This is a genomic window from Arsukibacterium sp. (genome assembly GCF_018402695.1).
Lineage (GTDB): Bacteria > Pseudomonadota > Gammaproteobacteria > Enterobacterales > Alteromonadaceae > Alishewanella.
The window spans coordinates 1-26,447 of the sequence record NZ_JAGYIM010000024.1; the positions used below are offsets into that span (position 1 = coordinate 1).

Annotated in this window: 24 protein-coding genes and 1 pseudogene; 18 read left to right on the top strand and 7 right to left on the bottom strand. The window is 48.9% G+C overall.

The genetic code is table 11. The features are described from left to right. Window positions 1-1,027 precede the first annotated feature (1,027 nt). Window positions 1,028-1,177, bottom strand: coding sequence for a tetratricopeptide repeat protein (locus KG631_RS19300; protein WP_365869252.1), 150 nt, complete (start codon window positions 1,175-1,177; stop codon window positions 1,028-1,030). A 342-nt stretch (window positions 1,178-1,519) separates the two neighbouring features. On the opposite strand from KG631_RS19300, the pseudogene KG631_RS19105 reads away from it, so the two are divergent. From KG631_RS19105 to pssA, 4 genes and pseudogenes are all read left to right on the top strand, one after another. Beyond that, a pseudogene (locus KG631_RS19105) lies at window positions 1,520-2,565 on the top strand (pseudouridine synthase). Window position 2,566: 1 nt separating this feature from the next. After that, entirely contained in the window at window positions 2,567-3,319 is a 753-nt protein-coding gene (pgeF, locus tag KG631_RS15895) for a peptidoglycan editing factor PgeF (RefSeq protein ID WP_301003927.1), read from the top strand. Between the two features lie 125 nt (window positions 3,320-3,444). Then, window positions 3,445-6,018 (top strand): ATP-dependent chaperone ClpB, encoded by a 2,574-nt coding sequence (gene clpB / locus KG631_RS15900; protein ID WP_214000639.1) that lies wholly within the window; start codon window positions 3,445-3,447, stop codon window positions 6,016-6,018. 199 nt (window positions 6,019-6,217) lie between these two features. Next, entirely contained in the window at window positions 6,218-7,054 is an 837-nt protein-coding gene (pssA, locus tag KG631_RS15905) for a CDP-diacylglycerol--serine O-phosphatidyltransferase (protein WP_214000640.1), read from the top strand. A 98-nt stretch (window positions 7,055-7,152) separates the two neighbouring features. On the opposite strand, the gene KG631_RS15910 is transcribed toward pssA, so the two are convergent. Continuing rightward, window positions 7,153-8,697 carry a PAS domain-containing methyl-accepting chemotaxis protein gene (locus tag KG631_RS15910; RefSeq protein WP_214000641.1) on the bottom strand — a complete coding sequence of 515 codons (1,545 nt, stop codon included), beginning with the start codon at window positions 8,695-8,697 and terminating at the stop codon, window positions 7,153-7,155. A gap of 216 nt (window positions 8,698-8,913) precedes the next feature. Between KG631_RS15910 and gshA the strand changes: the two genes are divergently transcribed. Beyond that, window positions 8,914-10,500 (top strand): glutamate--cysteine ligase, encoded by a 1,587-nt coding sequence (gene gshA, locus KG631_RS15915; protein ID WP_214000642.1) that lies wholly within the window; start codon window positions 8,914-8,916, stop codon window positions 10,498-10,500. Between the two features lie 136 nt (window positions 10,501-10,636). Next, on the top strand, window positions 10,637-11,275 hold the full coding sequence (locus tag KG631_RS15920; RefSeq protein WP_214000643.1) for a hypothetical protein: 639 nt from the start codon (window positions 10,637-10,639) through the stop codon (window positions 11,273-11,275). A gap of 46 nt (window positions 11,276-11,321) precedes the next feature. Here KG631_RS15920 and KG631_RS15925 read toward each other — a convergent pair whose 3' ends face one another. Continuing rightward, on the bottom strand, window positions 11,322-12,611 hold the full coding sequence (locus tag KG631_RS15925) for an HlyC/CorC family transporter (RefSeq protein WP_214000644.1): 1,290 nt from the start codon (window positions 12,609-12,611) through the stop codon (window positions 11,322-11,324). An 81-nt stretch (window positions 12,612-12,692) separates the two neighbouring features. Continuing rightward, window positions 12,693-13,502: a cytochrome c biogenesis protein CcsA gene (ccsA, locus tag KG631_RS15930; RefSeq protein WP_214000645.1), complete on the bottom strand. Its 810-nt coding sequence runs from the start codon at window positions 13,500-13,502 to the stop codon at window positions 12,693-12,695. Window positions 13,503-13,669: 167 nt separating this feature from the next. On the opposite strand from ccsA, the gene ffh reads away from it, so the two are divergent. From ffh to tyrA, 8 genes are all read left to right on the top strand, one after another. Then, a complete protein-coding gene (gene ffh, locus KG631_RS15935; RefSeq protein ID WP_214000646.1) occupies window positions 13,670-15,037 on the top strand; it encodes a signal recognition particle protein in 1,368 nt (455 codons plus the stop codon). A 135-nt stretch (window positions 15,038-15,172) separates the two neighbouring features. Beyond that, window positions 15,173-15,424, top strand: coding sequence for a 30S ribosomal protein S16 (rpsP, locus tag KG631_RS15940; protein ID WP_026349270.1), 252 nt, complete (start codon window positions 15,173-15,175; stop codon window positions 15,422-15,424). 27 nt (window positions 15,425-15,451) lie between these two features. Next, window positions 15,452-15,988 (top strand): ribosome maturation factor RimM, encoded by a 537-nt coding sequence (gene rimM, locus KG631_RS15945; RefSeq protein WP_214000647.1) that lies wholly within the window; start codon window positions 15,452-15,454, stop codon window positions 15,986-15,988. Further along, window positions 15,988-16,764, top strand: a complete 777-nt coding sequence (trmD, locus tag KG631_RS15950; protein ID WP_214000648.1) for a tRNA (guanosine(37)-N1)-methyltransferase TrmD — start codon at window positions 15,988-15,990, stop codon at window positions 16,762-16,764. Before rimM ends, trmD begins: the two co-directional genes overlap by 1 nt. A 22-nt stretch (window positions 16,765-16,786) precedes the next feature. Further along, the gene (gene rplS, locus KG631_RS15955) at window positions 16,787-17,146 is read left to right on the top strand and encodes a 50S ribosomal protein L19 (protein ID WP_214000649.1); all 360 of its coding nucleotides are present in this window, start codon (window positions 16,787-16,789) and stop codon (window positions 17,144-17,146) included. Window positions 17,147-17,183: 37 nt separating this feature from the next. Continuing rightward, complete coding sequence (locus KG631_RS15960) at window positions 17,184-17,825, top strand: DNA-J related domain-containing protein (RefSeq protein ID WP_214000650.1); 642 nt, start codon at window positions 17,184-17,186, stop codon at window positions 17,823-17,825. 239 nt (window positions 17,826-18,064) lie between these two features. Further along, window positions 18,065-19,123 (top strand): 3-deoxy-7-phosphoheptulonate synthase, encoded by a 1,059-nt coding sequence (locus KG631_RS15965; RefSeq protein ID WP_214000651.1) that lies wholly within the window; start codon window positions 18,065-18,067, stop codon window positions 19,121-19,123. A gap of 33 nt (window positions 19,124-19,156) precedes the next feature. Next, window positions 19,157-20,293, top strand: a complete 1,137-nt coding sequence (gene tyrA / locus KG631_RS15970; protein ID WP_214000652.1) for a bifunctional chorismate mutase/prephenate dehydrogenase — start codon at window positions 19,157-19,159, stop codon at window positions 20,291-20,293. Between the two features lie 115 nt (window positions 20,294-20,408). Here tyrA and KG631_RS15975 read toward each other — a convergent pair whose 3' ends face one another. Together KG631_RS15975 and KG631_RS15980 are read right to left on the bottom strand one after the other, a co-directional pair. Continuing rightward, a complete protein-coding gene (locus KG631_RS15975) occupies window positions 20,409-20,864 on the bottom strand; it encodes a nuclear transport factor 2 family protein (RefSeq protein ID WP_214000653.1) in 456 nt (151 codons plus the stop codon). 124 nt (window positions 20,865-20,988) lie between these two features. Then, window positions 20,989-21,882, bottom strand: coding sequence for a TIGR00730 family Rossman fold protein (locus KG631_RS15980; RefSeq protein ID WP_214000654.1), 894 nt, complete (start codon window positions 21,880-21,882; stop codon window positions 20,989-20,991). A 114-nt stretch (window positions 21,883-21,996) separates the two neighbouring features. Between KG631_RS15980 and KG631_RS15985 the strand changes: the two genes are divergently transcribed. The 4 genes from KG631_RS15985 to KG631_RS16000 all read left to right on the top strand — a co-directional run bounded on the left by KG631_RS15985 (window position 21,997) and on the right by KG631_RS16000 (window position 25,210). Further along, the gene (locus tag KG631_RS15985; RefSeq protein ID WP_214000655.1) at window positions 21,997-23,394 is read left to right on the top strand and encodes an MBL fold metallo-hydrolase; all 1,398 of its coding nucleotides are present in this window, start codon (window positions 21,997-21,999) and stop codon (window positions 23,392-23,394) included. Window positions 23,395-23,467: 73 nt separating this feature from the next. After that, window positions 23,468-24,439, top strand: coding sequence for a tetratricopeptide repeat protein (locus KG631_RS15990; RefSeq protein WP_214000656.1), 972 nt, complete (start codon window positions 23,468-23,470; stop codon window positions 24,437-24,439). Between the two features lie 32 nt (window positions 24,440-24,471). Next, window positions 24,472-24,864, top strand: coding sequence for a VOC family protein (locus KG631_RS15995; protein WP_214000657.1), 393 nt, complete (start codon window positions 24,472-24,474; stop codon window positions 24,862-24,864). Between the two features lie 13 nt (window positions 24,865-24,877). Next, window positions 24,878-25,210: a hypothetical protein gene (locus KG631_RS16000; RefSeq protein ID WP_214000658.1), complete on the top strand. Its 333-nt coding sequence runs from the start codon at window positions 24,878-24,880 to the stop codon at window positions 25,208-25,210. Between the two features lies 1 nt (window position 25,211). Here KG631_RS16000 and KG631_RS16005 read toward each other — a convergent pair whose 3' ends face one another. Next, on the bottom strand, window positions 25,212-26,366 hold the full coding sequence (locus KG631_RS16005) for a chorismate mutase (RefSeq protein ID WP_214000659.1): 1,155 nt from the start codon (window positions 26,364-26,366) through the stop codon (window positions 25,212-25,214). Window positions 26,367-26,447 lie beyond the last annotated feature (81 nt).

Genomic DNA, 26,447 nt, shown 5'->3' on the forward strand with positions numbered 1-26,447 from the left:
TGTATTACCGCAAGAAAAGAATTTCGGCTGAAACAGCTAAAACTTGGTTGAAATATCAGAACTAAAGATAAAGAGACGTTCCATTCTTTATGTAGCCCCAACACATACATGAGTTGTAAAGCATGTAAAGAGCAGATTCGGTAATTGGTTAGAAGAAAGAATGTTCAAATTTATTAGTTCGGTGGTTGAGCTGTTTCTTTGGAATGTTCTTGGTGATAGCATTCGCCATACCGAGTATTCAGATGGCGGATCAAGGATGTTTTGTTAACGAAGTCGGTAGGGAGTTCTGCGATCGGCAGCCGGCGTATGGATCTTGGCGACGGTGCTGGCTCTGGTATCAGAAGCTTTCAGGATAAACAAAACTCCCGAACGGTTAGTGGTCTTACTGAGCGAGGTTGGCCTGGCAGGGGAGATCCAGCCAGTGCGAAGTCGCGTGGTCGAACAGAAAGAAGCAGCCAAAGCAGCTTAAAAAGGCAGTTGTGCCGTTGGCTAATAAACCTAAAGAACAGATTAGCGGGATGGATCTTTGTGGCCAAGTGTCCTAAACTAAGCGGAGGCATTAAAGCAATTTAAGTCGTTGTCAATGAAACTGAAGCGCTGGAGGTGGTAAAAACAGGGCTCTTCATAATGACGGTCTGTTGGCTGGAAAGTTATGTTTCAAGCACTAAAGTCTGTTTTCAGTTTTTCCAGACCCGAAACTTGTCATAACTTTCTACCATAACCAGTGCCTGCTCGACATGGGCGAGTCACAGTAGTATTCCACTACATACCCCACCTGAGGATTGGCCGTTTCCTTTGAAGCGCCACGGCGCATGTAAATAATCCAGCAATCATTAACTCACTGACCGTACTTCCCCAAAATTTACTCTTCATTTACACTACATCCGTTTTTGGCTTCAGTACTGTGCCACTGGGCGGGGTGGTGGTAGCAGAATTTTGAAATCATCAAATGCGCTACTCAGATTGCTGTGGTGTAAAATCTGCCCCAGTTATTTAAAAAACTCCTGAAAACTATTTTCATCGGCTTTTAATTTGGCAAACCATGCCAAATAACAAGTAAACATAGATATGGGATCGTTTGATGGATAAGTTGGAGCCGGATAAAACGGTCGATGCTAGCCGAATGCCTGTGCCAAATTACCACTTTATAATAAGCATAAATCAAATCAAGCTGCACCTGACGAGCAAAGGGCCAAAGGATAACGACTCTACCGCCTCAATAACTCAACAACTCTGTTGTACCGGCTGGCGTCAGTATTTCTAGCACTTCGCTTGCCATGCTGCATTCATGGCCTGGGCAGGTCTGGGCTGCTTCGGGTCTGGCTGTATGGCTTACCGGCGCAGGCGGCTAGCACCAAACTAACTAATAACTATCAGTTAAAGATTCGCTTTCATGTAAAAATCCGTAAACTCACTCGGCTAAATGGCTGTCTAGTCGGGCGTAAAATCGCTAAAATAACTGCTATTGCGATTCTACCCCAGATAAGTTGGGGTTGCACACAGGATAACTGCTTCCGTCATGACAAAACAGCTAAAACTTTCAGAAATTGTACCAGACCATCTTTTTGGTAAGCGGTTAGATCAGGCTTTAGCCGAAATGTTCCCGGATTATTCACGTTCCCGTCTTAAAAGGAGTGGATCCTGGCAATGATGCGGTGCAGCCGGATAACAGACCGTTCCAGAGCCTGCCAGATTCCATTTTTTTGGTTGTTGGCGTGCTGAAGCCAGATTGGTAATCGTCGCGGATAATTGACTTCAGAAGGATCAACGTTTTGGGCGCCGGAGCCATCGCATTCAGATCATTCTGCACGAAGGTAGGACGCGTTCGTGAGTGCTAATCTTTACCGATTCGTGCGACTGGTGGCTTCGAAACAGCCGCGTTGTGCCTGGCAACGCAGCCGGCACTTTACTTAATGCACGCTGCTGCGCCATTGCCGGACGATGGCAAGTGCCGGGAGGGCTGGCTGAGTGTTCTCGCCACGGCTGGATTCAGACCGCTGACGGGCTTAATGGTGGTTGCGAAAACCATTCCGGCACAAGCTCATGTGGTCGAGAGCCATTGCGAAGCGCTGGGAGGTTGCCCGCGAGTATGAAAGCTATTTGCTGTAATGGCAAAATGACCGGCGGTGGTTTGTGAAATCAGCCGATTGGCCGTCCATCATGTCGAAACGGACTCCGATTTAATGGCCGGTCGTCGACGGTGGTAAACCGGCGGTGACCCACTACCGGGTGATGGAAAAATATCGGGGCCATACCCGGTTACGGTTACGCCTGGAAACGGGCCGGACCCATCAGATCCGGGTGCATATGGCGTTTATAAACCACTCGTTAGTCGGCGATCCGGTATACGGCGGTCGGCCGCGACCACCGCGCAAAGCGGCAGAGAGTTTACTGGTAATGCTCAGAAACTTTAAACGTCAGGCTTTGCATGCTGCGATGCTACGGTTAGCGCATCCGATAACCAGTGAAATTCTGGAATGGCATGCACCGTTACCTGATGATCTGGTTGAACTAAACGCTGCACTGCGGGCCGATACGTTACTGCACGGTATGGACGAAGCCTGAGATGAGTGTTGCCAGGCCAGAGACGCCGAAAATGCTGACGCCCAGCTGGCCGGTATCAGTCAATGTTAAGGCTGTCAGCTCTACCCGGGCAGGAGGTTGTTCTGGTGGGCCCTTTCAAAGTCTTAATTTAGGTAATCATGTTGGCGATGATCCAACGGCAGTGAGTCGCAACCGCCAGTTGTTTCAAACCACGGCGAAAATGCCAGGCCAGCCCGTCTGGCTTAATCAAACCCATAGCACGCATTGTGTAGTGTTGGGTTCGGATGTCACAGCAACGTTGGACGCCGATGCCAGTTTTAGCCGGCAGCCGGGACTTATTTGCACCGTAATGACCGCTGATTGCTTGCCTTTGCTGCTCTGTAATCAGGCAGGTACGGAAGTCGCCGCTGTGCACGCTGGCTGGCGGGGCTTATGTAATGGTGTGATAGAAAACACTTTACAACTGTTTAGCCGGCCGGCAGATTGTCTTGCCTGGCTGGGGCCTGCCATCAGCCAGGGGGCTTTTGAAGTGGGCGCTGAAGTGCGTGCAGCCTTTATACAGCAGGAGCCGGCCGCAGGCAGCGCTTTTATCGCTGGCGAGCAGGGGAAATGGCTGGCAGATTTGTATCTGCTGGCTCGCCAGCGGCTGGCACGCTGTGGCGTAACGGCGGTTTATGGTGGAGAATGCTGCACTTACCTGCAATCTCATGATTTTTTCTCTTATCGTCGCGATGGTCAAACTGGCAGAATGGCGACTGCTATCTGGCTGGAATGATCCTCAAAGGCATCAGGCAGAGCCATTTTCTGATCTAAGTCAAATTTTTGACGTTTGTTGCTTGATATTTGCTCACTATCACCCAATCTTAGTACACATCAAAGTTATATTATGTGGAGCTAAGCATGCGTTTAGACAAATTTACCAGTAAATTCCAGGAAGCGATTGCCGATGCGCAATCATTGGCGCTGGGCCGTGATCAGCAGTTTATCGAACCCGTTCATCTGATGTTTGCTTTGCTAAATCAGGAAGGCGGGACCGTCCGTGACTTGCTGAATAAAATCGCCATTAATTTTAATGAGCTACGGGCGAAAGTCAGTAAGGCAATTGAACGCTTGCCGCGGGTAGAGGGTGAAGGAACCAACCTCCAGCTATCCACGGCAACTGCCCAGCTATTACAGCAGTGTGATAAATTTGCCCAGAAACGCAAAGACCAGTTTATTTCCAGTGAGCTGTTTGTGCTGGCCGCGACCGAAGATAAAACTGAGCTTGGTAATATCCTGCGTTTGCTCGGAGTCACTAAAGACAAGGTAAACGCGGCTATTGATGACATCCGGGCTGGTCAGAACGTCGATGATCCTAACGCCGAAGACAGCCGCCAGGCGTTAACAAAATACACTATCGATCTTACAGCCCGCGCCGAAGCCGGTAAGCTGGACCCGGTAATTGGCCGGGATGAAGAAATCCGCCGCTGTATTCAGGTGCTGCAGCGCCGGACTAAGAATAATCCGGTATTAATCGGTGAGCCCGGTGTCGGTAAAACAGCCATTGTCGAAGGGCTGGCACTGCGGATCATCAATAAAGAAGTTCCTGAGGGTTTAAAGAATAAACGGGTACTGTCCCTGGATATGGGCTCCTTACTGGCGGGCGCAAAATACCGTGGAGAGTTTGAAGAACGTTTAAAAGCGGTGCTGAATGAACTGGCAAAAGAAGAAGGCCAGGTTATTTTGTTTATTGATGAAATTCATACCATGGTTGGCGCCGGTAAAGCAGAAGGGGCGATGGATGCCGGAAATATGCTGAAACCTGCATTGGCCCGCGGCGAATTGCATTGTCTTGGTGCCACTACTTTGGATGAGTACCGCAAATACATTGAAAAAGATGCAGCACTGGAACGGCGCTTTCAGAAAGTGCTGGTTGAAGAGCCCAGTGTTGAAGATACCATTGCCATTCTGCGGGGCTTAAAAGAGCGTTATGAGCTACACCATGCTGTAGAAATTACCGACCCAGCTATTGTTGCTGCCGCTACCTTATCGCATCGCTATGTCAGTGACCGGCAGTTACCTGACAAAGCGATAGATTTAATTGATGAGGCCGCATCCAGTATCCGGATGCAGATGGATTCAAAACCGGAAGAACTGGACCGGCTGGAACGGCGGATCATTCAGTTGAAACTGGAAGACAATGCACTGGCTAAAGAATCGGACGAGGGCAGTAAAAAGCGCCGTGACATTATTCAGGAGCAAATTCAGGAGCTTGATCAGAATTATAACGAGCTGGATGAAGTATGGGAGTCTGAAAAAGCAGCATTGCAAGGCACTCAGAATATTAAAGCTGAGTTGGAGCAGGCAAGGCTGGATTTAGAAGTTGCCCGCCGGGTCAGCGACCTGCAGCGGATGTCCGAGTTACAGTATGGTCGTATACCTGAGCTGGAAAAGCGGCTTGATTTAGCCAGTCAGGCTGAAATGCAGGAAATGACCTTGCTGCGGCATAAAGTTACCGAGCAGGAAATTGCCGATGTATTGTCTAAAGCTACCGGTATTCCGGTCAGTAAAATGCTGGAAGGTGAGCGCGACAAGCTGCTCAGGATGGAAGAGGCGTTACATGGTACTGTGGTTGGCCAACATGAAGCCGTGACTGCGGTAGCTAATGCGATACGCCGTTCGCGTGCCGGCCTGGCTGATCCTAACAAACCTATTGGTTCTTTCCTGTTCCTGGGACCGACCGGGGTAGGTAAGACGGAGCTGACCAAGTCACTGGCGCAATTTCTCTTCGATAGCCCTGATGCTATGGTGCGGATCGACATGTCGGAGTTTATGGAAAAGCATGCGGTTTCACGGCTGGTCGGGGCACCACCCGGCTATGTTGGCTATGAAGAAGGCGGCTATTTGACTGAAGCGGTGCGGCGTAAACCGTACTCGGTGATTCTGCTGGATGAAGTGGAAAAAGCGCACCCGGATGTTTTTAATATTTTGCTGCAGGTGCTGGATGATGGGCGGTTAACTGATGGCCAGGGCCGGACGGTCGACTTCAAAAACAGCGTGATTATTATGACGTCCAACCTCGGTTCTGACTTGATTCAGGAGCATTACCAGGAGTATAGCTATCAGCAAATGAAAGACATGTTGATGGGAGTGCTGAGCAAACAATTCCGGCCAGAGTTCCTGAACCGGTTGGATGAGGCTGTGGTGTTTCATCCGCTGGATACCGGTCAAATTAAACAGATTGCCCGTATTCAGTTGGGAAGACTGGAAAAACGGTTGCAGGATCGTCAGTTCGAGCTGGAAGTAACCGAGGCTGCGCTGGATAAACTGGCGGCAGTGGGGTTTGACCCTTTATTTGGCGCCCGGCCGTTAAAGCGGGCTATTCAGCAGCATCTGGAAAATCCGTTAGCACAAACGCTGTTGCAGGGCACTATGCTACCTGGCGTGACCATTAAAGTTGACCATGATGGCGAGCAGTTTGTCATTACCAGTTAATCTGGGTTAGCAGTAGTCAGCGCTTACAGAACGACCGCAGCAAAGAGGCTATGGCCTCTTTGTTGCGCTTAACTTTTTTAAATTTCCTTGTAGGGCCAGTGCGTTAATGGCTGAAAGTGCAGCAACATTTGTCCTTTGCCTATCCATCTTAAGGTAAGTCCCTTATAATCTAATCATTGCTAATCAGAAAAGATTTTTTATGACAGATACTAAAATTACTGACACAAGCCCGCGTAAAGGCATTTATCTGCTGCCCAACCTGCTGACAACAGGTGGCTTATTTGCCGGTTTTTTTGCCATTGTTTCGTCAATGAATGGCCGCTTTGAAGCCGCTGCTGTGGCAATTTTTATCGCGATGATTTTTGATGGGCTGGATGGGCGAGTTGCCCGCCTGACTAATACTCAAAGTGAATTTGGTGCCCAATACGATAGTATGTCCGATATGCTGTCATTCGGGGTGGCGCCGGCGCTGGTGGCTTACAATTGGGGTCTGGCAGATTTAGGTAAATTTGGCTGGCTGGCGGCATTTATTTTTGTTGCCTGTGCGGCGCTGCGCCTGGCACGTTTTAATGCGAACCTTAGTGTTACCGATGGCCGGTTTTTTCAGGGGTTAGCCAGCCCGGCTGCGGCGGCAATTATCGCTGGTATGGTATGGACGGGTTCTATTTATGAGATAAATGGCGATAAAATTGGTTATCTGGTTGGCCTGCTTACTATTGTTACCGGCTTACTGATGGTCAGCAATTTTCGCTATCATTCATTTAAAGATGTGAACTGGCGCGACCGGGTATCGTTTTTAGCGATATTGTGTGTGGTGCTGGTGTTTGTCGTTATTGCCGCCCGTCCGGCAGAAATGTTGTTTGGTATTTTCTTTATCTATGCCTGCTCCGGACCGGTTACTACAATCCGCAGTGTGCGCAAGTTAAAGCTGGAACATGTGGTAGGTGATACCAATGATGCTGATTTTGCTGACGAGTTGCAGGAACGCAATGACGCAGTAAAAGTTGACGAGCCTGACAATGAACCGCGGCCGTAAGGCCCTTTTCAGCTGATAAATTTAACTACCGCTGAATGTTTCAAATTAGTGCCGTTACTTTTTAAAGTAACGGCACTATTGTTTTCAGCCAAATGTTTTCAGCCAAAACTCTTGTTTAAACTTCTGATTTCGCCAGCCTTATCTTGTAATTGCTGACTGTTTTCAGCAACTATTCTGATATTAGCCAGATTGCGATCAGCAATGTCCTGAATAGCCGCCACATTGGTTTCGACATCCTGGGCTACAGCACCTTGCTGGGTCGCTGCGGTGGCTATCTGACCCGACAGACTGGTGATGGTGTTCATCATGCTGACAATCTCAGCTAATTGCTGCTGGCTATGTTTAGTTTGATTAACCGATAGCTCAGTTTGCTCTTTACTTTGTTGCATTACTTTGCCCCAACTGAGCAGTGTTTGCTGAATTTCCGCAATAGATAATTTTATCTGCTCTGTTGCTTTGTGAGTGCGGGTTGATAAAGCCCGTACTTCATCGGCGACTACAGCAAAGCCACGGCCATGCTCGCCGGCTCTGGCGGCTTCAATGGCGGCATTAAGCGCCAGTAAATTGGTTTGATCAGCGATGCCCTGAATTTCAGTCATCACTGTGCCAATTCTCTCGGCTTCAGTGGCCAGGCTAGCAGCGGTATTTGCCGCACCACTCATTTCTGTCGCTAACTGCTGAACTGTGCTGGCAGTTTGCTGCATGGCCTGTTTAGCCGTTTCGCATATTGCATGGGTGTCAGCAACATGCTGGTTTGTATCCACTGTTCGGCTGGCAATGTCTTGCACAGTGGCGTTTAATTGATGGATAGCAGTAGCAATACTGATCAGTTGCTGGTGTTGTCGGGCAACGCCTTGCTCAGTTAGTTTGACCGCTTCAGCCTGGCTTTCGGCGATATGACTTAGCACTGCGGTGCTGTCCATGGTCCTACCCAACACCGTTCTTAAACGAGCCTGGAGCATCTTTTTCTGAAAATCTGCGATGCCAAATGGGCCCAAACCGGAGTATATCCAGCGTGATACGCTATCAAATTGCTGTTTTTGTTGTTGCAGTTTGTCAGGAATAACCAGTAGTTCGTCGTAAAAGCATGCCAGCCAGATCATTGGCAGTAGGGTTGCAAGTAAAAATGTCAGGCCAAAAAACCAACTACCGACTGCCAGCACTAATAGGGTAAGCAGCGCAGCGACTAGCCGCTTCAAACCAAAATTACTGCGCCAGTCAGATGGCGTTTTACCCGCCAACATTGCCGGATAGCTTAGTTCAGCCCGTTTCACAGTCTGGCTGTCTGGTTTGACCCGCACAGATTGATAGCCGACCAGTTTGTCTTGCTGAAAAATGGGCGTGACAAACGCATCTACCCAATAGTAACGGCCATCTTTGCAGCGGTTTTTTACAATTCCTCGCCAGGACTCACCTTTTTTTAGTTTTTGCCATAAGTCGGCAAAGGCCGCTGCAGGCATATCCGGATGACGAACAATATTATGATTTTTACCAATGAGCTCTTCTGCACTGTAACCGGCAATTTTACAAAAAGCAGGATTAGCGTAAGTTATAACGCCACGCAGGTCAGTGGTTGAGACCAGTTCTTCATTGGCCGAGTAGCTTATTTCTTCATTGATTAAATGGCTGTTGCGGCGATTCATGCTGCTCCCGGAGGATTTTTTCGGTCTGTTCGACCAATAGTACTGTAAATGATAGTTTATTTCAGCAAACTCACCCGTACATTCAGGTTGTTGGGCGCACTGTCATGACAAAGAGATTGTTGAAATTACTTCGGCGCGGTAAATTAGCCACTATGCTTGAGATTTTGTGGTTGCCACCCCATGTTGGATGGCACAATTTAAAAGTAAGGGTCCCACTTGGCTGATATCCTGCAACAACGTCTGCATGCGCTGGCGACTGATAAAAATAAAGATGCTGTAGTTGGGATAAAGCGGGGGATAGAACGCGAAACCCTGCGTATTAATCACGACGGCAGTCTGGCATTAACGCCTCATCCTGCCAGTCTTGGTTCGGCATTGACACATCCTTGGATCACAACGGATTTTTCTGAATCGCTGCTTGAGTTTATTACGCCGGCCAGTGACAGTATCGAGACCACCCTGGCGCAGTTAGCAGATATTCATCGCTATACGGTGAAGCAACTGGGAGAGGAAGGACTCTGGCCCGCCAGTATGCCGTGTTTTATTGACGAAGACACTACCATACCGTTAGCGCAGTATGGCAGTTCTAATGTTGGCCGGATGAAGACCTTATATCGTAAAGGTTTACACAACCGCTATGGCAGCATGATGCAGGCAATCAGTGGCGTGCATTATAATTTCTCATTGCCACAAAGTTTCTGGCAACTTTACCAGCAGCAGCTTGGTGATCAGAATCCGTTACAAGATTTTATTTCAGAGCAATATCTGGCCCTTATTCGCAATTACAAACGTCATGCCTGGCTTATTGTCTATCTGTTTGGCGCGTCGCCTGCCATGTGTAAATCATTTCTTGCCGGGCGCAGTTCTCGCTATCCGTTTCAGCAGTTGGGTAAGGGGACACTGTATATGCCCTATGCTACCTCGTTGCGGATGAGTGATTTAGGTTATACCAACAGCGCCCAGTCAAGCCTGAGTATTACCTACAATAGTCTGCCGGAGTACATTTCGGGTTTGCATAACGCAGTAAGTCAGCCATCGGCCGAGTACCAGAATATTGGTGTTAAGGTCAATGGAGAATATCAGCAACTTAATGGCAACGTATTACAGATTGAAAATGAATTTTATTCAACGATCCGGCCTAAACGCACCACGGAGTCAGGTGAAAGGCCTACCTGCGCGCTAGCCAAACGGGGGGTTGAATATATTGAAGTAAGGGCGTTAGACGTCAACCCTTTTAGCCCGATAGGTATCACTGCTGAGCAAATGCGATTTCTGGATGTGTTTTTACTTTATTGTTTATTACAGGACAGTCCGGCACTCAGCGACGGGCAACAAGCGGTGACTGAGCAGAATCTTCGTAAAGTGGTTACCGATGGCCGGCGTATTAATCTGGAGCTTAATCAGGACGGTAACAACAGATTAATGCTGGATTGGGCCGAGCAAATATTTGCCGATATGATGCCAATTGCTAACTGGTTAGATTCGGCCTATCAGGGGACTGCGTATCAGGCAGCGTTAAAGCAATATTACCTGTGTTTACTGGACCCGGCGCAAACATTTTCTGGAAAATTATTAAATCAGTTGCTGGCCAGCCAGCAGGACAACGGTCACTTTATGCTGGCAAAATCTGAGCAATACCGCACGCAGTTACTGGCTGAAGGTTATCAGTACTACAACCTTGCAGATTTTACTGCTGCGGCAACAGCTTCAATACAACAGCAACAACAAATTGAGGCTGCTGACACATTAAGTTTTGATCAGTACATAACCGAGTATTTTGCGGAAGTCCCTGCCTGCAGTTAGTTAAAAATTTACATAACAATACATTGCAAAAAATAATGCTAAAAAAAGCGGCTGCCAGATGGCAGCCGTTAAAAGGAGAATCCAGGGAAAAACAAAAACTTGGTTTACATCCTTGCATACTGTTAGAATCGACTCGATGAATAAAGTTCAAATTAGCCCTAAATACTTTAAAACTGCAGTGGCAATGACACTCGCGGTGGTGCTTGTCGGCTGTAGTACGCCCCCTCCTCAGAACACCTCCGATATATGCGAAATTTTCCGGGAAAACCGTTCCTGGTATAAAGACGCGGCCGAGGCGAGCGACAAGTGGGGCATGCCGATAGCATTGCCTATGAGCATCATGTATCAGGAAAGCAGTTTTAAACATAATGCCCGGCCACCTATGCGCTGGTTTCTGGGGTTTATTCCCTATGGCCGCGCTAGCTCAGCTTATGGGTACTCTCAGGCCAAAACAGCTACCTGGGACGAGTATGTACAAGAAGCTGATAGATTTTGGGCCAGTCGTAATGATTTTGCCGATGCTATCGACTTTATGGGGTGGTACATCGATAAGACGCATCGGCTGAATAAAGTATCGAAGTGGGATGGCTACAACCAATACCTGAATTACCATGAAGGATGGGGAGGCTACCGGCGTGGCAGCTATAAAAATAAAGCCTGGTTATTAACGGTAGCACGCCGGGTTGACGACAGGGCTAAGGTATATAGCGCCCAGCTGAAAAAGTGTGAAAAGGAGTTGCAGCGAGGCTGGTTATGGCGGCTGTTCTTCGGTTAACGATGCCGCCTTGATTCAGAAGCTGCCTGCCAATTGGATCACTGACTTAGTGAGCTGATTTTTTTGACGCCGCTTTCTTTGGATTGACTAACAGCCGGACACTTTTAATCATATTGTCCTGCACATCCACAATCTCCAGTGGGTAGCCCGCCAGTTTAACGCTTAACCTACCCTGGGGTATTTCTTCCAGATATTCCAGGATTAAACCATTTAAGGTTTTTGGACCATCCGTAGGCAGGCTCATTTTCATTTCCCGGTTTAAATCCCGCAAGTTGATACTGCCATCAATTAAAAAGGTGCCATCGGGCTGAGCCAGGATATCCTCGTTAGTGTCTTCGGCAATGTCGGTGGTAAATTCGCCAACCACTTCTTCTAATATATCAGCCAGAGTAACCAGACCCTGAATATCGCCATATTCGTCAACCACCAGACCTATACGGTCCTTAGCGCCTTGAAATTTTAATAATTGGGTGTTGAGGGGGGTGCCTTCCGGGATGAAATAAATTTCACTGGCAGCACGCAACAGCGACGCTTTAGTCAGTTGCTCCTTGATCAGCAGACGCATCAGTTCACGGGGGTGAACAAAGCCTATCGCATCGTCAATATTATCCCGGTATAGCAGGATGCGGCTGTATTGGAAATTAGCCAGCTGCCGTTCGATATCTTTCCATTCATCATTAATATCGATGCCCACAATCTCATTGCGTGGGATCATAATATCTTCAACCGTCGCGTTTTCCAGATCCAAAACGCCGACCAGCATATTCTGATGCTGCTCCGGGATCAGCGCGCCGGCTTCATACACCACGGTACGTAACTCTTCTGCGCTTAAACTATTGCCCTGATGCTTTTCCGGGCTGACACCGAGTAAGTTAAGCAGACCATTGGTCACTTTATTCAATGCCCAGACAAATGGGTAGAAAATCTTCAGCAAAACAGATAAAACCGCTGATGTTGGCAGTGCTACTTTTTCCGGATGTAATGCGGCTAAGGTTTTTGGCGTGACTTCTGCGAAAATTAAGATAACCACAGTCAACACAATTGGCGCTATAGCAACGCCGTAGTCGCCATACAGTCTGACACCAATAATCGTTGCCACTGTTGAAGCGAAAATATTAACCAGATTGTTACCAATAAGAATAAGGCCGATTAAGCGGTCGGGGCGCTTTAACAGATGGCTTACCCGCAGAGCAGCTTTATTCCTGGCATTAGTAAGATGTTTTAGACGGTAAGGGTTAACAGACATCATGCCTGTCTCAGAGCCCGAAAAATAAGCGGAAAGTACAATTAGTACGCCTAAAATTATAAACAGCGTACTGGTCGATATGTCGTCCAAGAGCTAAATACCTTTATTGCCAAACATCGATTTGCATCTTAACAGCAGTTTAGCGCCGGATGCCATTAAAAACCGTTAAAATCAACCAAGCCGGTCAATTATTACTTCTTTTACAAAACGACTGCCAAAGTAAGCCAGGGTTAACAGGCTGGTACCAATTACCGTTAAGGTAATCGCCGTCCTGCCGCGCCACCCTTTGCGGGCGTGCCCCCAGCACAAGCTGACAAAAACCAGAAATGCCAAAGCACTGAGTACCGTTTTATGCAGATTTGCTTTTCCCAGCCAGTTTTCAATAAACAGCACACCAATGGCCAAAGCGAGACCCAGTAATACCGTACCCGCCATCAATAGCCGAAACTGAATTGCCTCGGCTTGCATCAGGGGGGGCAGATACTGACTTACCGGCGTGAAGTCTTTTTGCTTTAACTTAGTGCTGATGTAACTGACCTGAAAAGAATACAGCGTTGCCATGGTAAGGACCACATAGGCCAGAAAAGCCAGTGTTATGTGTACCAGCAGGCTGGCGTTTTGTTCAAAATGCTGTAGTTGTAGATCCTGAGGTACTAATAAGGTAGCAATTTGCATTAGGGCGGCAAAGCCATACACCACAGGCAGCAGCAGAAGTGTAGGCGTGCGCAGGGCAGTAACCGTTACCGCAACGGTAACCAGCCAGCACACCAGTGAGCTGACATTAATTAAACTGAAGTTCTGGCCGGCGGGGGTAAACAGGGTTTGGGTCAGGGCCAGCATATGCAACACCAGACCAAGAATACCGGCACTGAACATTAATTTAAAATGCGGACCTTTGGGATGAAACAACCGCATTAACACTGAGCCTGTCGCCAGCAAATAGGCAGCCAATGCAAATAAAGGAAGCAGTCCGGTCATCATTAACAATCCTGTTATTCAGTTAGTTAGTTATTGTATGGCAAGTGTTTACCAATGCCCAGCAGTTATACCAGCTAGTTGCCAACTGCCACTTTAGCATGCGATAAGCGGCTGACGTAACACTCTGGCTGCGTTATAATCGGCGCAATAGTTGAATACGGGCAATAAAAATGTTTGAGAATCTGTCTGATCGGTTAAGTAAAACCTTAAAAAATATCAGTGGCCGCGGCCGGCTGACGGAAGACAATATTAAAGACACCTTACGCGAAGTACGAATGGCTTTATTAGAAGCGGACGTGGCGTTACCGGTGGTGCGGGATTTTGTTGCCAATGTGAAGGAGCGCTCGGTCGGGCTGGAAGTCAGCAAGAGCCTGACTCCGGGTCAGGAGTTCCTGAAAATTGTCCGAAAAGCTTTAGAAGAGGCGATGGGCGAGGCTAACGAAGAGCTGGCGCTGAACACTCAGCCCCCAGCGGTCGTGCTAATGGCCGGTTTGCAGGGCGCGGGTAAAACGACCTCTGTTGCGAAACTGGCAAAATTTTTAAAAGAGCGGAAAAAGAAGAAAGTGCTGGTGGTATCGGCGGATATTTACCGGCCGGCAGCCATTAAACAGCTGGAAACGCTGGCTGCCGATATTGGCGTGGAGTTCTTCCCCAGTGATTTAAGTCAGCAACCGGTCGCCATTGTTAACGCCGCTATTGCTCATGCCCGCACCCGGATGTTTGATGTGCTGCTGGTCGATACCGCCGGTCGTTTGCATGTCGACAGCGAAATGATGGATGAAATCAAAGCACTGCATGCGGCGGTCAAACCGATAGAAACCCTGTTCGTTGTCGATGCGATGACCGGTCAGGATGCGGCCAATACTGCTAAAGCGTTTAATGAGGCACTACCACTGACCGGGGTTATCTTAACCAAGGCCGATGGCGATGCCCGTGGCGGTGCAGCGTTATCTATTCGCCACATAACCGGTAAGCCGATTAAGTTTATTGGTACTGGCGAAAAAACCGATGCACTTGAGCCGTTTCACCCGGACCGGATTGCCTCGCGTATATTAGGTATGGGCGATGTGCTGAGCTTAATCGAGGATCTGGAACAGAAAGTCGACAAAGACAAAGCGGCGAAAATGGCCCAGAAGATGATGAAAGGCAAGGGCTTTTCATTAGAAGATTTTCGGGATCAGCTGGTGCAGATGCGCGGCATGGGCGGCATGATGTCGTTAATGGATAAGCTGCCCGGTATGAAAAACCTGCCTGCCGGCGCCGCCAGTCAGCTTGATGAAAAACAGTTTGTGCGGATGGAAGCCATTATTAATTCAATGACCCCGAAAGAGCGTAATTTTCCGGATTTAATTAAAGGTTCGCGTAAAAAGCGGATTGCCGCCGGCTCCGGCTGTCAGGTGCAGGACATCAATAAGTTGCTGAAACAATTTATGCAAATGCAGAAAATGATGAAGCAGATGTCAGGCAAAGGCGGCTTGATGAAAATGATGCGAGGTATGGGCGGCAAACTGCCCCCGGGTATGTTGCCACCACGCTAAACGTTACACCAAACGGCTGCAAAGCCTGAAATGGCTTGCATTTGCAGCAAAAATCCGTACAATGCAGCAGCCCTTCAGTCTGACTGGGGGCTTTATTATTTTTTAAAACCTGAACGATTATTTTTAGAGGACGGTATGGTAACTATTCGTTTACAACGTGGTGGCGCGAAAAAGCGTCCATTTTACCAAGTTGTGGTAGCGGACAGCCGTTTTGCTCGTGACGGCCGCTTTATTGAGCGCGTGGGTTTCTTTAACCCAATCGCTGGCGGTACTGAAGAGAAACTGCGTCTGGACCTGGAGCGTGTTGATCACTGGGTAGCACAAGGTGCTGCATTAAGTGACCGCGTTGCAAACCTGGTAAAAACCGCTAAGAAAGCAGCTGCTTAATTAGCACATTGGTGTGGAGTAGTAACCTTGAGTGACAAAGACGACAAAGACTTAGTTGTCCTTGGTAAGTTTGGTGCCGTTTACGGTATTAATGGCTGGCTTAAGGTAGTTGCTTACACCGATATCCCGGAAGGGATTTTTGACTACACACCCTGGCAAATTAAATTGCAGGGCAACTGGCTACCGGTGCAGGTTGCAAGCTGGAAGCGCCATAGTAATGGCCTGATAGCAAAACTGGACGGCATTAGTGACCGTGATATTGCCCAGCGTTATGTTAACGCTGAAATTGCGGTAACCGCGCAGACGCTGCCTTCATTAGAAGAAGGCGATTATTACTGGAAAGACCTGATGGGGCTGGCAGTAGTAAATGAAGCAGGTTATCACTTAGGTGAAGTCTCGGACATGATGGAAACAGGCTCGAATGACGTTATTGTCGTGAAAGCTAACCGCACAGATGCATTTGGTAAAAAAGAGCGTTTGTTGCCGTTTTTAACCGATACAGTGGTAAAAAGCGTCGACCTGGCTGAAAAGCGGATTATTGTTGACTGGGACCCGGCGTTTTAATGCAGCAAAACACTAAACTCTGGCTTGGCGTAGTAACGTTATTTCCAGAGATGTTTGATGCAATAACGCAATACGGGGTAACCGGCCGGGCAGTAAAGCAGGGCATTATGCAGTTACAGTGCTTTAACCCGCGGGATTTTACCACGGATAAGCATCGTACCGTTGATGACCGGCCTTATGGCGGTGGTCCGGGCATGTTAATGATGGTTCAGCCTCTGACCGAAGCAATTCGGGCGGCAAAACAAGCCGCAGGGGGCAAGGTTCACACCATTTACTTATCGCCGCAAGGCCGTAAGTTAGATCAGCAAGGTGTGGCTGAGCTGGCCGCGCACGACAAGCTACTTTTAGTAGCTGGCCGGTACGAAGGCATTGATGAACGCGTAATTGAAAGCGAAATTGACGAAGAATGGTCAGTGGGTGATTACGTGTTAAGCGGGGGCGAGTTGCCGGCGATGACACTGATTGATGCAGTTTCTCGCTTAGTACCAGGTGTACTGGGGCACGACTTATCTGCAGCGCAGGATTCATTTTCTGAAGGCTTGCTGGATTGTCCGCATTATACCCGGCCTGAGGTGTTAGCCAATAAACAGGTGCCGTCAGTTCTACTGAGCGGTAACCATGAAGAAATCAGACGCTGGCGTTTGAAGCAGGCCCTGGGAAGGACCTGGTTAAGACGGCCAGATATATTAAAACCCCTGGCTCTGACTAAGGAGCAACGCAAATTACTGGCTGAGTTCCAACAGGAACACCAGGCGTTGCAGCAGCAAGATAGTTAATTCCAGGTAAAGTGAGATTGTTATGAGCAAAGTTAGCCAAAACATCATCAAAATGCTTGAAGATGAACAGTTGAAGCAAGACGTTCCAGCGTTCGCGCCGGGCGACACTGTTGTAGTTCAGGTAAAAGTAACAGAAGGCGACAAAAGCCGTCTGCAGGCGTTTGAAGGCGTCGTTATCGCCAAGCGTAATCGCGGTCTGCATTCAGCCTTCACCGTCCGTAAAATATCTAATGGCGAAGGTGTTGAGCGTGTATTCCAGACGCACAGCCCGCTGGTAGACAGTATCACCGTTAAACGTCGTGGTGCCGTTCGCCGTGCTAAGCTTTACTACTTACGCGATCGTTCAGGTAAATCAGCGCGTATCCGCGAAAAGCTTAACTAAGCAACCTGTAAAGGCCGGCATTGCCGGCCTTTTTCTTATGTCACTTAGTCAACCCCCACTTACCGAGCCAGTACTGCAGCTGCTGAAAAATCAGCTGGCCAGCCTGATCCTCTCAGCTATGCCTGAGACTGGCGGGCAAACCCTTACCGAACAATATTTAATATCCCGGCTGGGGCTTAAACTGAGTACTGAGAGTGACATTAGTCCGGATTTGCAACGCTTTCAGCTGCATTTTGTGCTTTATCATTTACTATTCCGGCTGCAAACAGAATGGCTTATGACGGGCGAAGGTTTGCTTGACATTGGCCTGGCAAAGGTACGCTTAGTTCCAACAGTATCAGCTGATCCCTCGGCACTGGCAGCGAATAATGATAATAGCGGACGGCGACAGTATTACTCAGACTGGCAGAACTTTTATGCCATGAGCGAGCAATTGCTGGATGAGTATCTAAGCCACTTCTGGCAGCGTTTCAGTAAAGGTGGCCTGAATACAGCCCAGCTGTCGGTTGAGCAGGCGCAGCAACTGCTTAAACTCAGCCCGGGTTGTACCCTGGCAGAGTTAAAAAAAGCATATCGTAGTCAGGCGTTGTTAGTTCACCCGGACCGTGCTCATGGTGATGCCGAAAGATTCAGGCAAATTCAGCAGGCTTATCAATGTCTGTTGCAACAGTACCTGTAATTCTCTTCTGATTGTAAAATTTTATTTACGTTTATTTTTACGTCTGAAATTCTGGATTATCTGGTATTTATTGACTTACAGCGGGTTGACGCTGCCGGTCAAGATCTTTAGTATGCACAAATCGTATTTAATTAATTACGTGCTGTATATTAAAGTTTACATTAAAGCGTCAGACCAGTTATTCCTGCGTTTTTATCTATGCTTAAACACCAGCACAACAGGACCCCAGTGGAGTTAGCATGAGCCAGATCGTTGATGATTTAAGAATAGTGGCAACCAAGCCATTAAGCCCACCCGCAGTCATGAAAAAAGCCTTGCCGTTATCAGAGCAGGGTGCCGATTTTGTCGCCCGGGCCCGGGCCGACATTGCCAATATTGTGCATGGTCGCGATAAGCGGCTGTTGGTAGTCACCGGCCCCTGTTCTATCCACGATCCGGTCGCGGCCATTGAGTACGCGACTAAGCTAAAAGCTTTACAGCAGCAATACATCGACAGTTTGTATATCGTTATGCGGGTTTACTTTGAAAAACCCCGTACGACGGTAGGCTGGAAAGGCTTTATCAATGACCCGCACCTGGACGACTCGTTCGATTTGGAAACCGGTTTAACCTGGGGCCGCGAGCTGCTATTAAAAATGGTGGAAATGGAGCTGCCTACCGCGACTGAAGCGCTGGACCCAATTAGCCCGCAATATTTATCTGATTTAATCAGCTGGGCCGCTATTGGCGCCCGCACGGTTGAATCGCAAACCCATCGCGAAATGGCCAGTGGCTTATCGATGCCGGTCGGCTTTAAAAATGGCACCGACGGTAATTTAAATGTGGCGTTAAATGGTCTGCAATCGGCTGCCAGTGGCCACAGTTTTATTGGTATTAATCAGCGCGGCGAAGTTAGCCTGGTGCAGACTGCCGGTAACCCGGATGGCCACATTATTTTGCGGGGTGGTGTTAAACCGAATTACGATGCTGATAGCATCAATGCCGCGCTGGCCGAGTTAGATAAATTAAAATTACCACACGGTATCGTGGTGGATTGCAGCCATGGCAACTCGAATAAAGATCATAACCGCCAGCCGGCAGTGGCTGAAGCGGTTTTGTCGCAGCGGCTGGCCGGTACCGAGGCTATTATTGGCATTATGCTGGAGAGCCATCTGTTTGGCGGCCGCCAGAACCTGAGCAATGGCAAAGCGGAGCATTACGGTGTGTCGGTAACCGATGCCTGTATTGACTGGCAAACTACGACAGAGCTGTTAGCCAGTCTGCACAAACAAATGCAACAGCTGGTTGCGGCAGCCTAGGTTGAATTAATAAAAGCTTGGATAAATAAAAGCATGGATCAACAACAACAGGCACAGCAACAGTTAGCGCCACTGCGAGAGCAAATTGACAGCATCGACAGCCAGCTGGTGCAGCTACTGGCGGCACGCGCTAAGGTTACGGCACAGGTTGGCAAAGTAAAACAGCAATTTGCCATGCCGGTGTATGTGCCAGAGCGCGAACAACTGCTGCTAACTGCCCGGCGCGAGCAGGCACTGGCGCAACAGGTATCGCCTGAGCTGGTTGAGGATGTGCTGCGCCGGATCATGCGTGAATCTTACGCCACCCAGGAAAGTCATTTCGTCTGTTGCCGGCCAGGTGGTGGGAAAGTGGTGGTCGTTGGCGGCGCAGGTGCACTGGGGCAACGCTTTGTCAGTCTATTTCAGCGTTCAGGCTATCAGGTTGTCGTGCTGGAACAAACCGACTGGCCCAATGCGGCAGCACTTTGTGATGATGCGGCATTGGTGCTGGTAGCGGTGCCGATTACCTTAACTGAGCAAGTGATAAACCAGCTACCCGCGCTACCGGATAACTGTGTGCTGGCCGATATTACCAGTATTAAACAGCAACCTCTGGCTGCGATGCTTACTAAGCACCAAGGCCCGGTTGTTGGCTTACACCCGATGTTCGGTCCCGATATCACTAACCTGGTAAAACAGGTGGTGGTGGTGTGTGATGGCAGGGCAGAGCCGCAATATCAATGGTTATTGCAGCAGCTTAAGGTATGGGGCGCTGAGTTAGCCAGCCAGAGCGCAATAGAGCATGACAAGGCGATGCAGCTTATTCAGGCAATGCGCCACTTTTCATCGTTGGTATACGGTAGCCATTTAGCGGAAGAGCAAGCCGACTTAGCCCAGCTGTTGCAGCTTAGCTCACCAATATACCGGTTAGAGCTGGCGATGGTCGGGCGTTTATTTGCCCAAAACGCCGAGCTGTATGCTGATATTATGCTGTCATCGGCCGATGTCACCGAGCTGTTAGAGCGCTATCAGCAACGCTTTAGTGAGCTGCTGCAATTACTGAAAAACCAGGACAAAACCGGTTTAATGGCCCAGTTTGGCAAAGGCCAGCAGTTTTTTGGCGAACTGGCAGGGCAGTTCCTGCAGGAAAGCAAACAACTGCTGCAAAAGGCGGCTGATAGCCGCAGTTAATTACGACTCTGCTGGGATCGGGCTGATGCTGCCAATGCCATTGGTTTTGCTATCAATCAGCTCAGCTTAACTTTCAGCTGGGGCAGACGAAGTTGCTAGTATGGCAGAGCATGTCTTAATGGTCATAACTTACCACCCGGACCACTGTCCAGCGCTCATCCTGTTTTTTCCAGATATGTAAAAACTTAAAAACGTTACAGTCTGGCTCCGCATTTTCGGTATGACAAAAACGGTGCTGGCCGGTTTGAATGGCGCCAAAATCTTTAATCGGGTACACCTCGGTACTCTCTGGCAGCAACGTACGGGTTAGGTCACCGGCATTGGCGAACAGCCGGTTTAAGTTGGCGATAGTTTGCTGGTAGTCGGCCAAACCGCCAGTATCATGATAGAACTCAACATCGGTATCCAGCAACCGCTTGGTAGTTTCAATATCGCGCTGATTAAACGCATCAAACAACTGTTTATCTAATTGCAGAATTTCAGCGTGCAGCGAGCTTTGTTCTCTAGCAACTAGGGGCAATGAGCTCAATAGCCCGGCGCACAGTGTTAGTAAAATAGATAATTTTGACATCAGGTAGCTCCAATTGGGTGTTCCAGAGGAGTGTTGCACAGCAATGCGCAGTGGGCTGGAAAAAAATGTAACAAAACCTTAGCAGGTTGCGGCCGCAGCTGTTATCAACGACTCTTGTGCCTGTTTACTCTGGCTGGGTTTGTCCTAATTCATAGTAGTCATAAATCAGTTGCCAGGCATGTTCTGGTGTATCGGCGTATTGAATCAGCTCCAGGTCCTGCGGGCTGATTAAGCCTTGTTCTGCCAGCATGTCGAAGTTAATCAGTTTTTGCCAGAATGCTTTGTCGTACAAGATAACCGGTACCCGTTCAGCTTTTTTAGTTTGAATAAGAGTTAAGGTTTCAAATAACTCATCCAAGGTGCCAAAGCCGCCCGGGAAGGCGACTAAGGCGCGGGCACGTTGCAGGAAGTGCATTTTCCGAATGGCAAAATAATGAAACTGAAAACAGAAATGCGGGGTTATATACGGGTTAGGGTTCTGCTCTTTGGGCAGGACGATATTGAGGCCGATACTCTCACCGCCAGCTGCCATGGCGCCGCGATTTGCCGCTTCCATTACCCCTGGGCCGCCGCCGCTGATGATCATTAAGGCACTATCCTGGTGTTTATTACTATGCTCAGTCACCAGCTTTGAAAAGTGTTGTGAGGCCAGATAGTAGTCACTGTTTTTCTGGTCGCGCTTTGCCTGGTTTAGTGCCAGTTGTAACGCCTTGTCGTCTGGCTGTTTAGCCAGGCTCTGCTCGGCCAGTTCAAGATTTTTATTTGCTTGCTCAGGTGCCAGAAAACGGGCACTGCCAAACACGACAATAGTCGCTTTAACGCCGTGTTGCTCTAATACCAGTTGCGGTTTCAGATATTCCAGCTGTAGCCGGACATGGCGTAAATCGTCCTGCATTAAAAAGGCATTGTCAGCAAAAGCCAGTTTATAGGAGTCATGATCCTGCAACCTGGCAATAGCGGCCTGGGATTCTTCAGCTGACGCAAAATGGCGTTTATAAAGGTTATGGGCGTCTGACATAGCGGCTCCTGCAAAGTGGCTTTAGCCACATACTAACAATATGTTTGATATAGACTAATCTTTTAGCAGGCAAGATGCGATATAAAAACAGCCACACAATAAAGGGATTCAAAAATGTCTGTAGCCAATTTAACTTTTTTAGGCGCTGCCGGTCAGGTGACCGGTTCCTGTTATCTTATCGAACATAATCAACAGCGTATTTTGCTGGACTGCGGCATGACTCAGGGGGCTGATCAGGTAAGGGAGTGGCATAAATTCCGGTTTGCTTTTAAGCCAAAAGACATCGACCTGGTTATTTTATCTCATGCCCATATTGATCACAGTGGTTTACTGCCACTGCTGGTGGCCAAAGGCTTTAAAGGCAAAATAATTTGTACTCCAGGCACAGCTGAGCTATTGCCGGTATTACTGAAAGACTCAGTTGGCCTGTATTTAAAAGATTTAGAATGGCAGAACAAGAAAGCTGCGCGCGGTGGCAAAAAGCAGCAAGACCCGGTAATGACGGTCGCAGATGCCGAGCGGGTAAGTGAACTGGTGCAACCGCTGGCCTATCGCAAGCGACTGGTGCCTCTGCCCGGGTTAGAGCTGGAATTTGCTGATGCCGGCCATATTCTGGGTTCGGCAATTGTCCAACTGTGGATAAAAGGCCCACAGGCAATGCGGAAACTGGTGTTCTCGGGCGACTTAGGCAACCCGGCCACTGTACTGATGCATGACCCAACCGAAATTGGCCAGGCTGATGTCGTATTGCTGGAAAGTACCTACGGCAATCGCGACCACCAAACCATAGATAATACAGTGGAGGAATTTGCCAGCGCACTTGAACGGGCTTATGACGATGGTGGCAATGTATTTATTCCGGCCTTTGCGCTGGGGCGCTCGCAGGAAGTGCTGTATTACCTGGCATTGTTGCATCGTCAGGGGCGTTTAAAGCAGCAGGCGATTTTTTTAGATAGCCCGATGGCCATTAGCATTACCAATATCTATAACGATTACCTGCATGCGCTTGACCAGGCTGACCTAGACAAAGTTGGTGCCGGGCGCAGCCTGCAGCAATTACTGCCAATGTTAAAGCTAACACCGAAAGTTGAAGATTCTATGGCAATTAACCGGGTAACGCATGGTGCCATTATTATTGCAGGTAGTGGTATGTGTAATGGTGGCCGAATCGTCCATCACTTTAAACATAACCTGTGGAAAAATACTAATCATCTTATATTTGTTGGCTTTCAGGCTCGTGGCACCCTGGGCCGGCGGCTGGTTGACGGCGAGAAGCGGGTTAAAATGTTTGGTCAGGATATCGTGGTTAAAGCAAAGGTGCATACCATAGGCGGCTTCTCAGCCCATGCCGGACAAAGCGAATTGCTGGACTGGGCCAAAGCGGTCGGCGGCCAGCCCCAGTTTTATCTGGTGCATGGTGAGCCGGAAGCCCAGCTGGTGCTGCAGGAAAAATTACAACAGTTGGGTATCAATGCCCTGATCCCGGTAAAAGGCGATACTATTAAGTTGTAACCGGATATGTTTTGGCATTGGCAAATGGCGTTCAACAGTTACAATGCAAGATATACAAAAATTAAGGACAGCCATGAAACGGATCACAATAGCAGCTTTACTGCTTAGCTTTGGGCTAAGTGCTGCGCCGGCAGAATTGCAGCAACACGTAGCAGAGCTTTGGCAACAACGGGATTTTGCTGGGGCCAAAGTGTTGCTGGCTGATAAAGTTAACCGCAAAACTAAAGATGCCTGGTTGCTGGCAGCGCTCGGGCGCAGCGAACTGGAGTTGGGGCTGGCTGCTGAGGCAGAGGAATTGCTGGCCAGAGCCATAAAAATTGAAGCTGACAACGCCCGCTATCAGTTCTGGTTTGGCCGGGCGAGTTGCGACAGTGCCCAACAAGCCAGTATGTTTAGCGCCCTGGGGTATGCCAAGCGCTGTCGTAAGGCCTTTGAACAAGCCGTATCGTTGGCGCCAGCTGAAACCGGCTACCTTAAAGCATTGGGTAAGTATTATGCCCAGGCGCCCGGTATTGCCGGCGGTGATAAAGAGCAGGCACTGGCCATTGCCGCAAGGTTAGAACAACAGGATCCATTGCAGGGGCAGCTGTTGCAGCTGGAAGTATTATTCAGCGCAGAAGATACGGCTGCCGCAGAACAATTGATAAATAACAGTGAGCTGCTGCAAAGCCGGCCTGAGCCATACTTTATGCGCGGTATTCAACTGGCACAAAGTCGTGATTACCCGGCAGCGATAACTGAATTTAGCAAAGCCAGTGAGCAAGTCGTTGCCGATGATGATGGCAAGCGCAACCGCTTACTGGCGTTATATCAGCTTGGCCGGGCCACTGTTATGGCGAAGACGGAGTATCAGCGGGGTATTGCTGCATTGACCGAGTTTTTAGCAGATGGCAGCCTGCACGACTTTAACGAATGGGCGCAGTTCCGGCTAAGTCAGTTGTATCTTGCCCAGGACGAGCGGCAAAAGGCTGAAGCGATTTTAACGCCGCTGCTGGACACGACCCGGGATAACAATCTGAAGTCTGAAATTAAAAAAATACTCTGAAAAAAAGAGGCAATGCTGATGGAGCGTTACTAATGGCCGCAAAACTTGGCGGTATTCACCATGTGGCAATAATTTGCAGTGACTATCCGCGTAGTAAAACGTTCTATACTAAGCTGCTGGGGTTGCAGGTTCTGGCTGAAAACTACCGGCCGGCGCGTGACTCCTGGAAGCTCGATTTACAACTGGCCGATGGCAGTCAGCTTGAACTTTTCAGCTTCCCTAATCCACCAGCGCGGCCCAGCCAGCCAGAAGCGCAGGGCTTGCGCCATCTGGCATTTAAAGTGGCAAACCTGGCCGATTATGTCGCTTATTTAACAGCGAATGGGGTTAGCGTTGAGCCGGTGCGAATTGACGAATATACCGGTAAAGCCTTTACCTTTTTTCAGGACCCGGATGGCCTGCCTTTAGAGTTATATCAGCAGTAGCACAGGAGACGAGATGGCATTACAACTTATCCCACTGATTAAAGTGTTGGGGCCTTATCTGACAACTATAGCCACGACCGCTATCCCGGCGTTTACCGCGAAACCTGCAGCTGCCAAAGCTGATCCGGTGCAAGCTCAGCAAATTAGCGAGCTGCAACAGGCTGTAACTAAAAACGCTCAGTCACTGCACACCCTGGCAGAGCAACTACAAAAAGTAATTGCGCTGGCAGAACAGGCTTCAGCAGAGGCCGAGCGCCAAATCGCGACCTATAAGTCGTTAGTGATTGGCAGCACGGTTATTTCAGTTGTCGCCATTGCTATTGCCGCTTACAGTCTGCTGGGCTAAATCAGCTGGCGCTGACCTGGGTCGGCTCAATATCTTCACTGGGGTAGCAGCCGAGTACTTTGACGAATTTAGTGATATTGTTCAGCTCTTCCAATGCGCGGGTCATGGCGTAATCTGCCAGATTGGCGAAAACATCGACATAGAACATTTCTTCCCACGGGTTACCCGGAATTGGCCGCGATTCCAGCTTGGCCATACTGATACCATGTTGCTTTAACACCATTAACGCCTCTACTAAAGCGCCTGGCTGCTGGCCGGTGTACATAATAAAAGTGGTTTTTGCCGGGATGGCTTTGGCAACGTTAACCGGTTTACGCGCTACCACAATAAAGCGGCTGACATTGTCTTTTTGGTTAGCTAAATCCCGTGCCAGCACCTCAAGCTCATACAGCTGACCCCCTTCCTCACCGCCAATGGCAATAACGGTTGGGTCCTGTAGCGCTTTTACTTTGGCAAAAGCTGCAGATGAACTGTCACAATAATCAATTTTTACGTTAGATAGCCCCAGCAAGTACTGGCTGCACTGGGCGATAACCTGGGGGTGAGCACATACCTGACGCACTTTGCTCAGCTCGGCACCACTAATACCCAGCAGGCAGTGGGCGATAGGGTGGGTGAGTTCGCCGACAATAGATAAGCGGGTATGTTGCAGTAAGTCGAATACCTCATTAATAGAACCGGATGACGTGTTTTCAATGGGTAGCAGGGCAAAGTCGGCATGGCCGGTTTCTACCGCCTGCACGATTTCATTAAAGCTGTCACAGCCCAGTTCAATTATCCGTTCAGCGCGGCGGGTAAAGTATTTTTGGGTTGCCCAGTAGCTGTAAGAGCCCTGACCGCCAAGGAAGGCGACCCGCACACTGGGACCATTTTCACCATTTAGCTGGCCCTGCACTTTGGCTTGTTGCTGCAGTACCGAGTCTTCAATAATCACATGGTAAATGCGGGTAACGTACTGAGCGTCTATGCCCAGCGCTTTGCCCTGAGCAATCAGTGACAGCAACAACTCCTGTTCGCGTTTCTGGTCGCGAATAGGTTTATTCTGACTGAGCTTTGCTTCAGCCACGGCCAGCGCCAGTTCGCGCCGTTTCGCCAGCAACTGCAGCAATTGCTGATCAGTACTGCTGATCGCCAGACGAATGTCGTCGAGTTCCATGATGTTTCCTTTTAATAAACCTGCCAGTATGCAGCAAAATAAACGGCTAAAGATTTCGCAAAAAAAAACCTCCCAGTGGGG

Coding starts and splice junctions, on each gene's coding strand:
- pgeF (WP_301003927.1), top strand. CDS start 2,567: ATGAGTGTTGCCAGGCCAGAGACGCCGAAAATGCTGACGCCCAGCTGG.
- clpB (WP_214000639.1), top strand. CDS start 3,445: ATGCGTTTAGACAAATTTACCAGTAAATTCCAGGAAGCGATTGCCGAT.
- pssA (WP_214000640.1), top strand. CDS start 6,218: ATGACAGATACTAAAATTACTGACACAAGCCCGCGTAAAGGCATTTAT.
- KG631_RS15910 (WP_214000641.1), bottom strand. CDS start 8,697: ATGAATCGCCGCAACAGCCATTTAATCAATGAAGAAATAAGCTACTCG.
- KG631_RS15920 (WP_214000643.1), top strand. CDS start 10,637: ATGAATAAAGTTCAAATTAGCCCTAAATACTTTAAAACTGCAGTGGCA.
- ccsA (WP_214000645.1), bottom strand. CDS start 13,502: ATGATGACCGGACTGCTTCCTTTATTTGCATTGGCTGCCTATTTGCTG.
- ffh (WP_214000646.1), top strand. CDS start 13,670: ATGTTTGAGAATCTGTCTGATCGGTTAAGTAAAACCTTAAAAAATATC.
- rpsP (WP_026349270.1), top strand. CDS start 15,173: ATGGTAACTATTCGTTTACAACGTGGTGGCGCGAAAAAGCGTCCATTT.
- trmD (WP_214000648.1), top strand. CDS start 15,988: ATGCAGCAAAACACTAAACTCTGGCTTGGCGTAGTAACGTTATTTCCA.
- rplS (WP_214000649.1), top strand. CDS start 16,787: ATGAGCAAAGTTAGCCAAAACATCATCAAAATGCTTGAAGATGAACAG.
- KG631_RS15960 (WP_214000650.1), top strand. CDS start 17,184: ATGTCACTTAGTCAACCCCCACTTACCGAGCCAGTACTGCAGCTGCTG.
- KG631_RS15965 (WP_214000651.1), top strand. CDS start 18,065: ATGAGCCAGATCGTTGATGATTTAAGAATAGTGGCAACCAAGCCATTA.
- tyrA (WP_214000652.1), top strand. CDS start 19,157: ATGGATCAACAACAACAGGCACAGCAACAGTTAGCGCCACTGCGAGAG.
- KG631_RS15975 (WP_214000653.1), bottom strand. CDS start 20,864: ATGTCAAAATTATCTATTTTACTAACACTGTGCGCCGGGCTATTGAGC.
- KG631_RS15980 (WP_214000654.1), bottom strand. CDS start 21,882: ATGTCAGACGCCCATAACCTTTATAAACGCCATTTTGCGTCAGCTGAA.
- KG631_RS15985 (WP_214000655.1), top strand. CDS start 21,997: ATGTCTGTAGCCAATTTAACTTTTTTAGGCGCTGCCGGTCAGGTGACC.
- KG631_RS15990 (WP_214000656.1), top strand. CDS start 23,468: ATGAAACGGATCACAATAGCAGCTTTACTGCTTAGCTTTGGGCTAAGT.
- KG631_RS15995 (WP_214000657.1), top strand. CDS start 24,472: ATGGCCGCAAAACTTGGCGGTATTCACCATGTGGCAATAATTTGCAGT.
- KG631_RS16000 (WP_214000658.1), top strand. CDS start 24,878: ATGGCATTACAACTTATCCCACTGATTAAAGTGTTGGGGCCTTATCTG.
- KG631_RS16005 (WP_214000659.1), bottom strand. CDS start 26,366: ATGGAACTCGACGACATTCGTCTGGCGATCAGCAGTACTGATCAGCAA.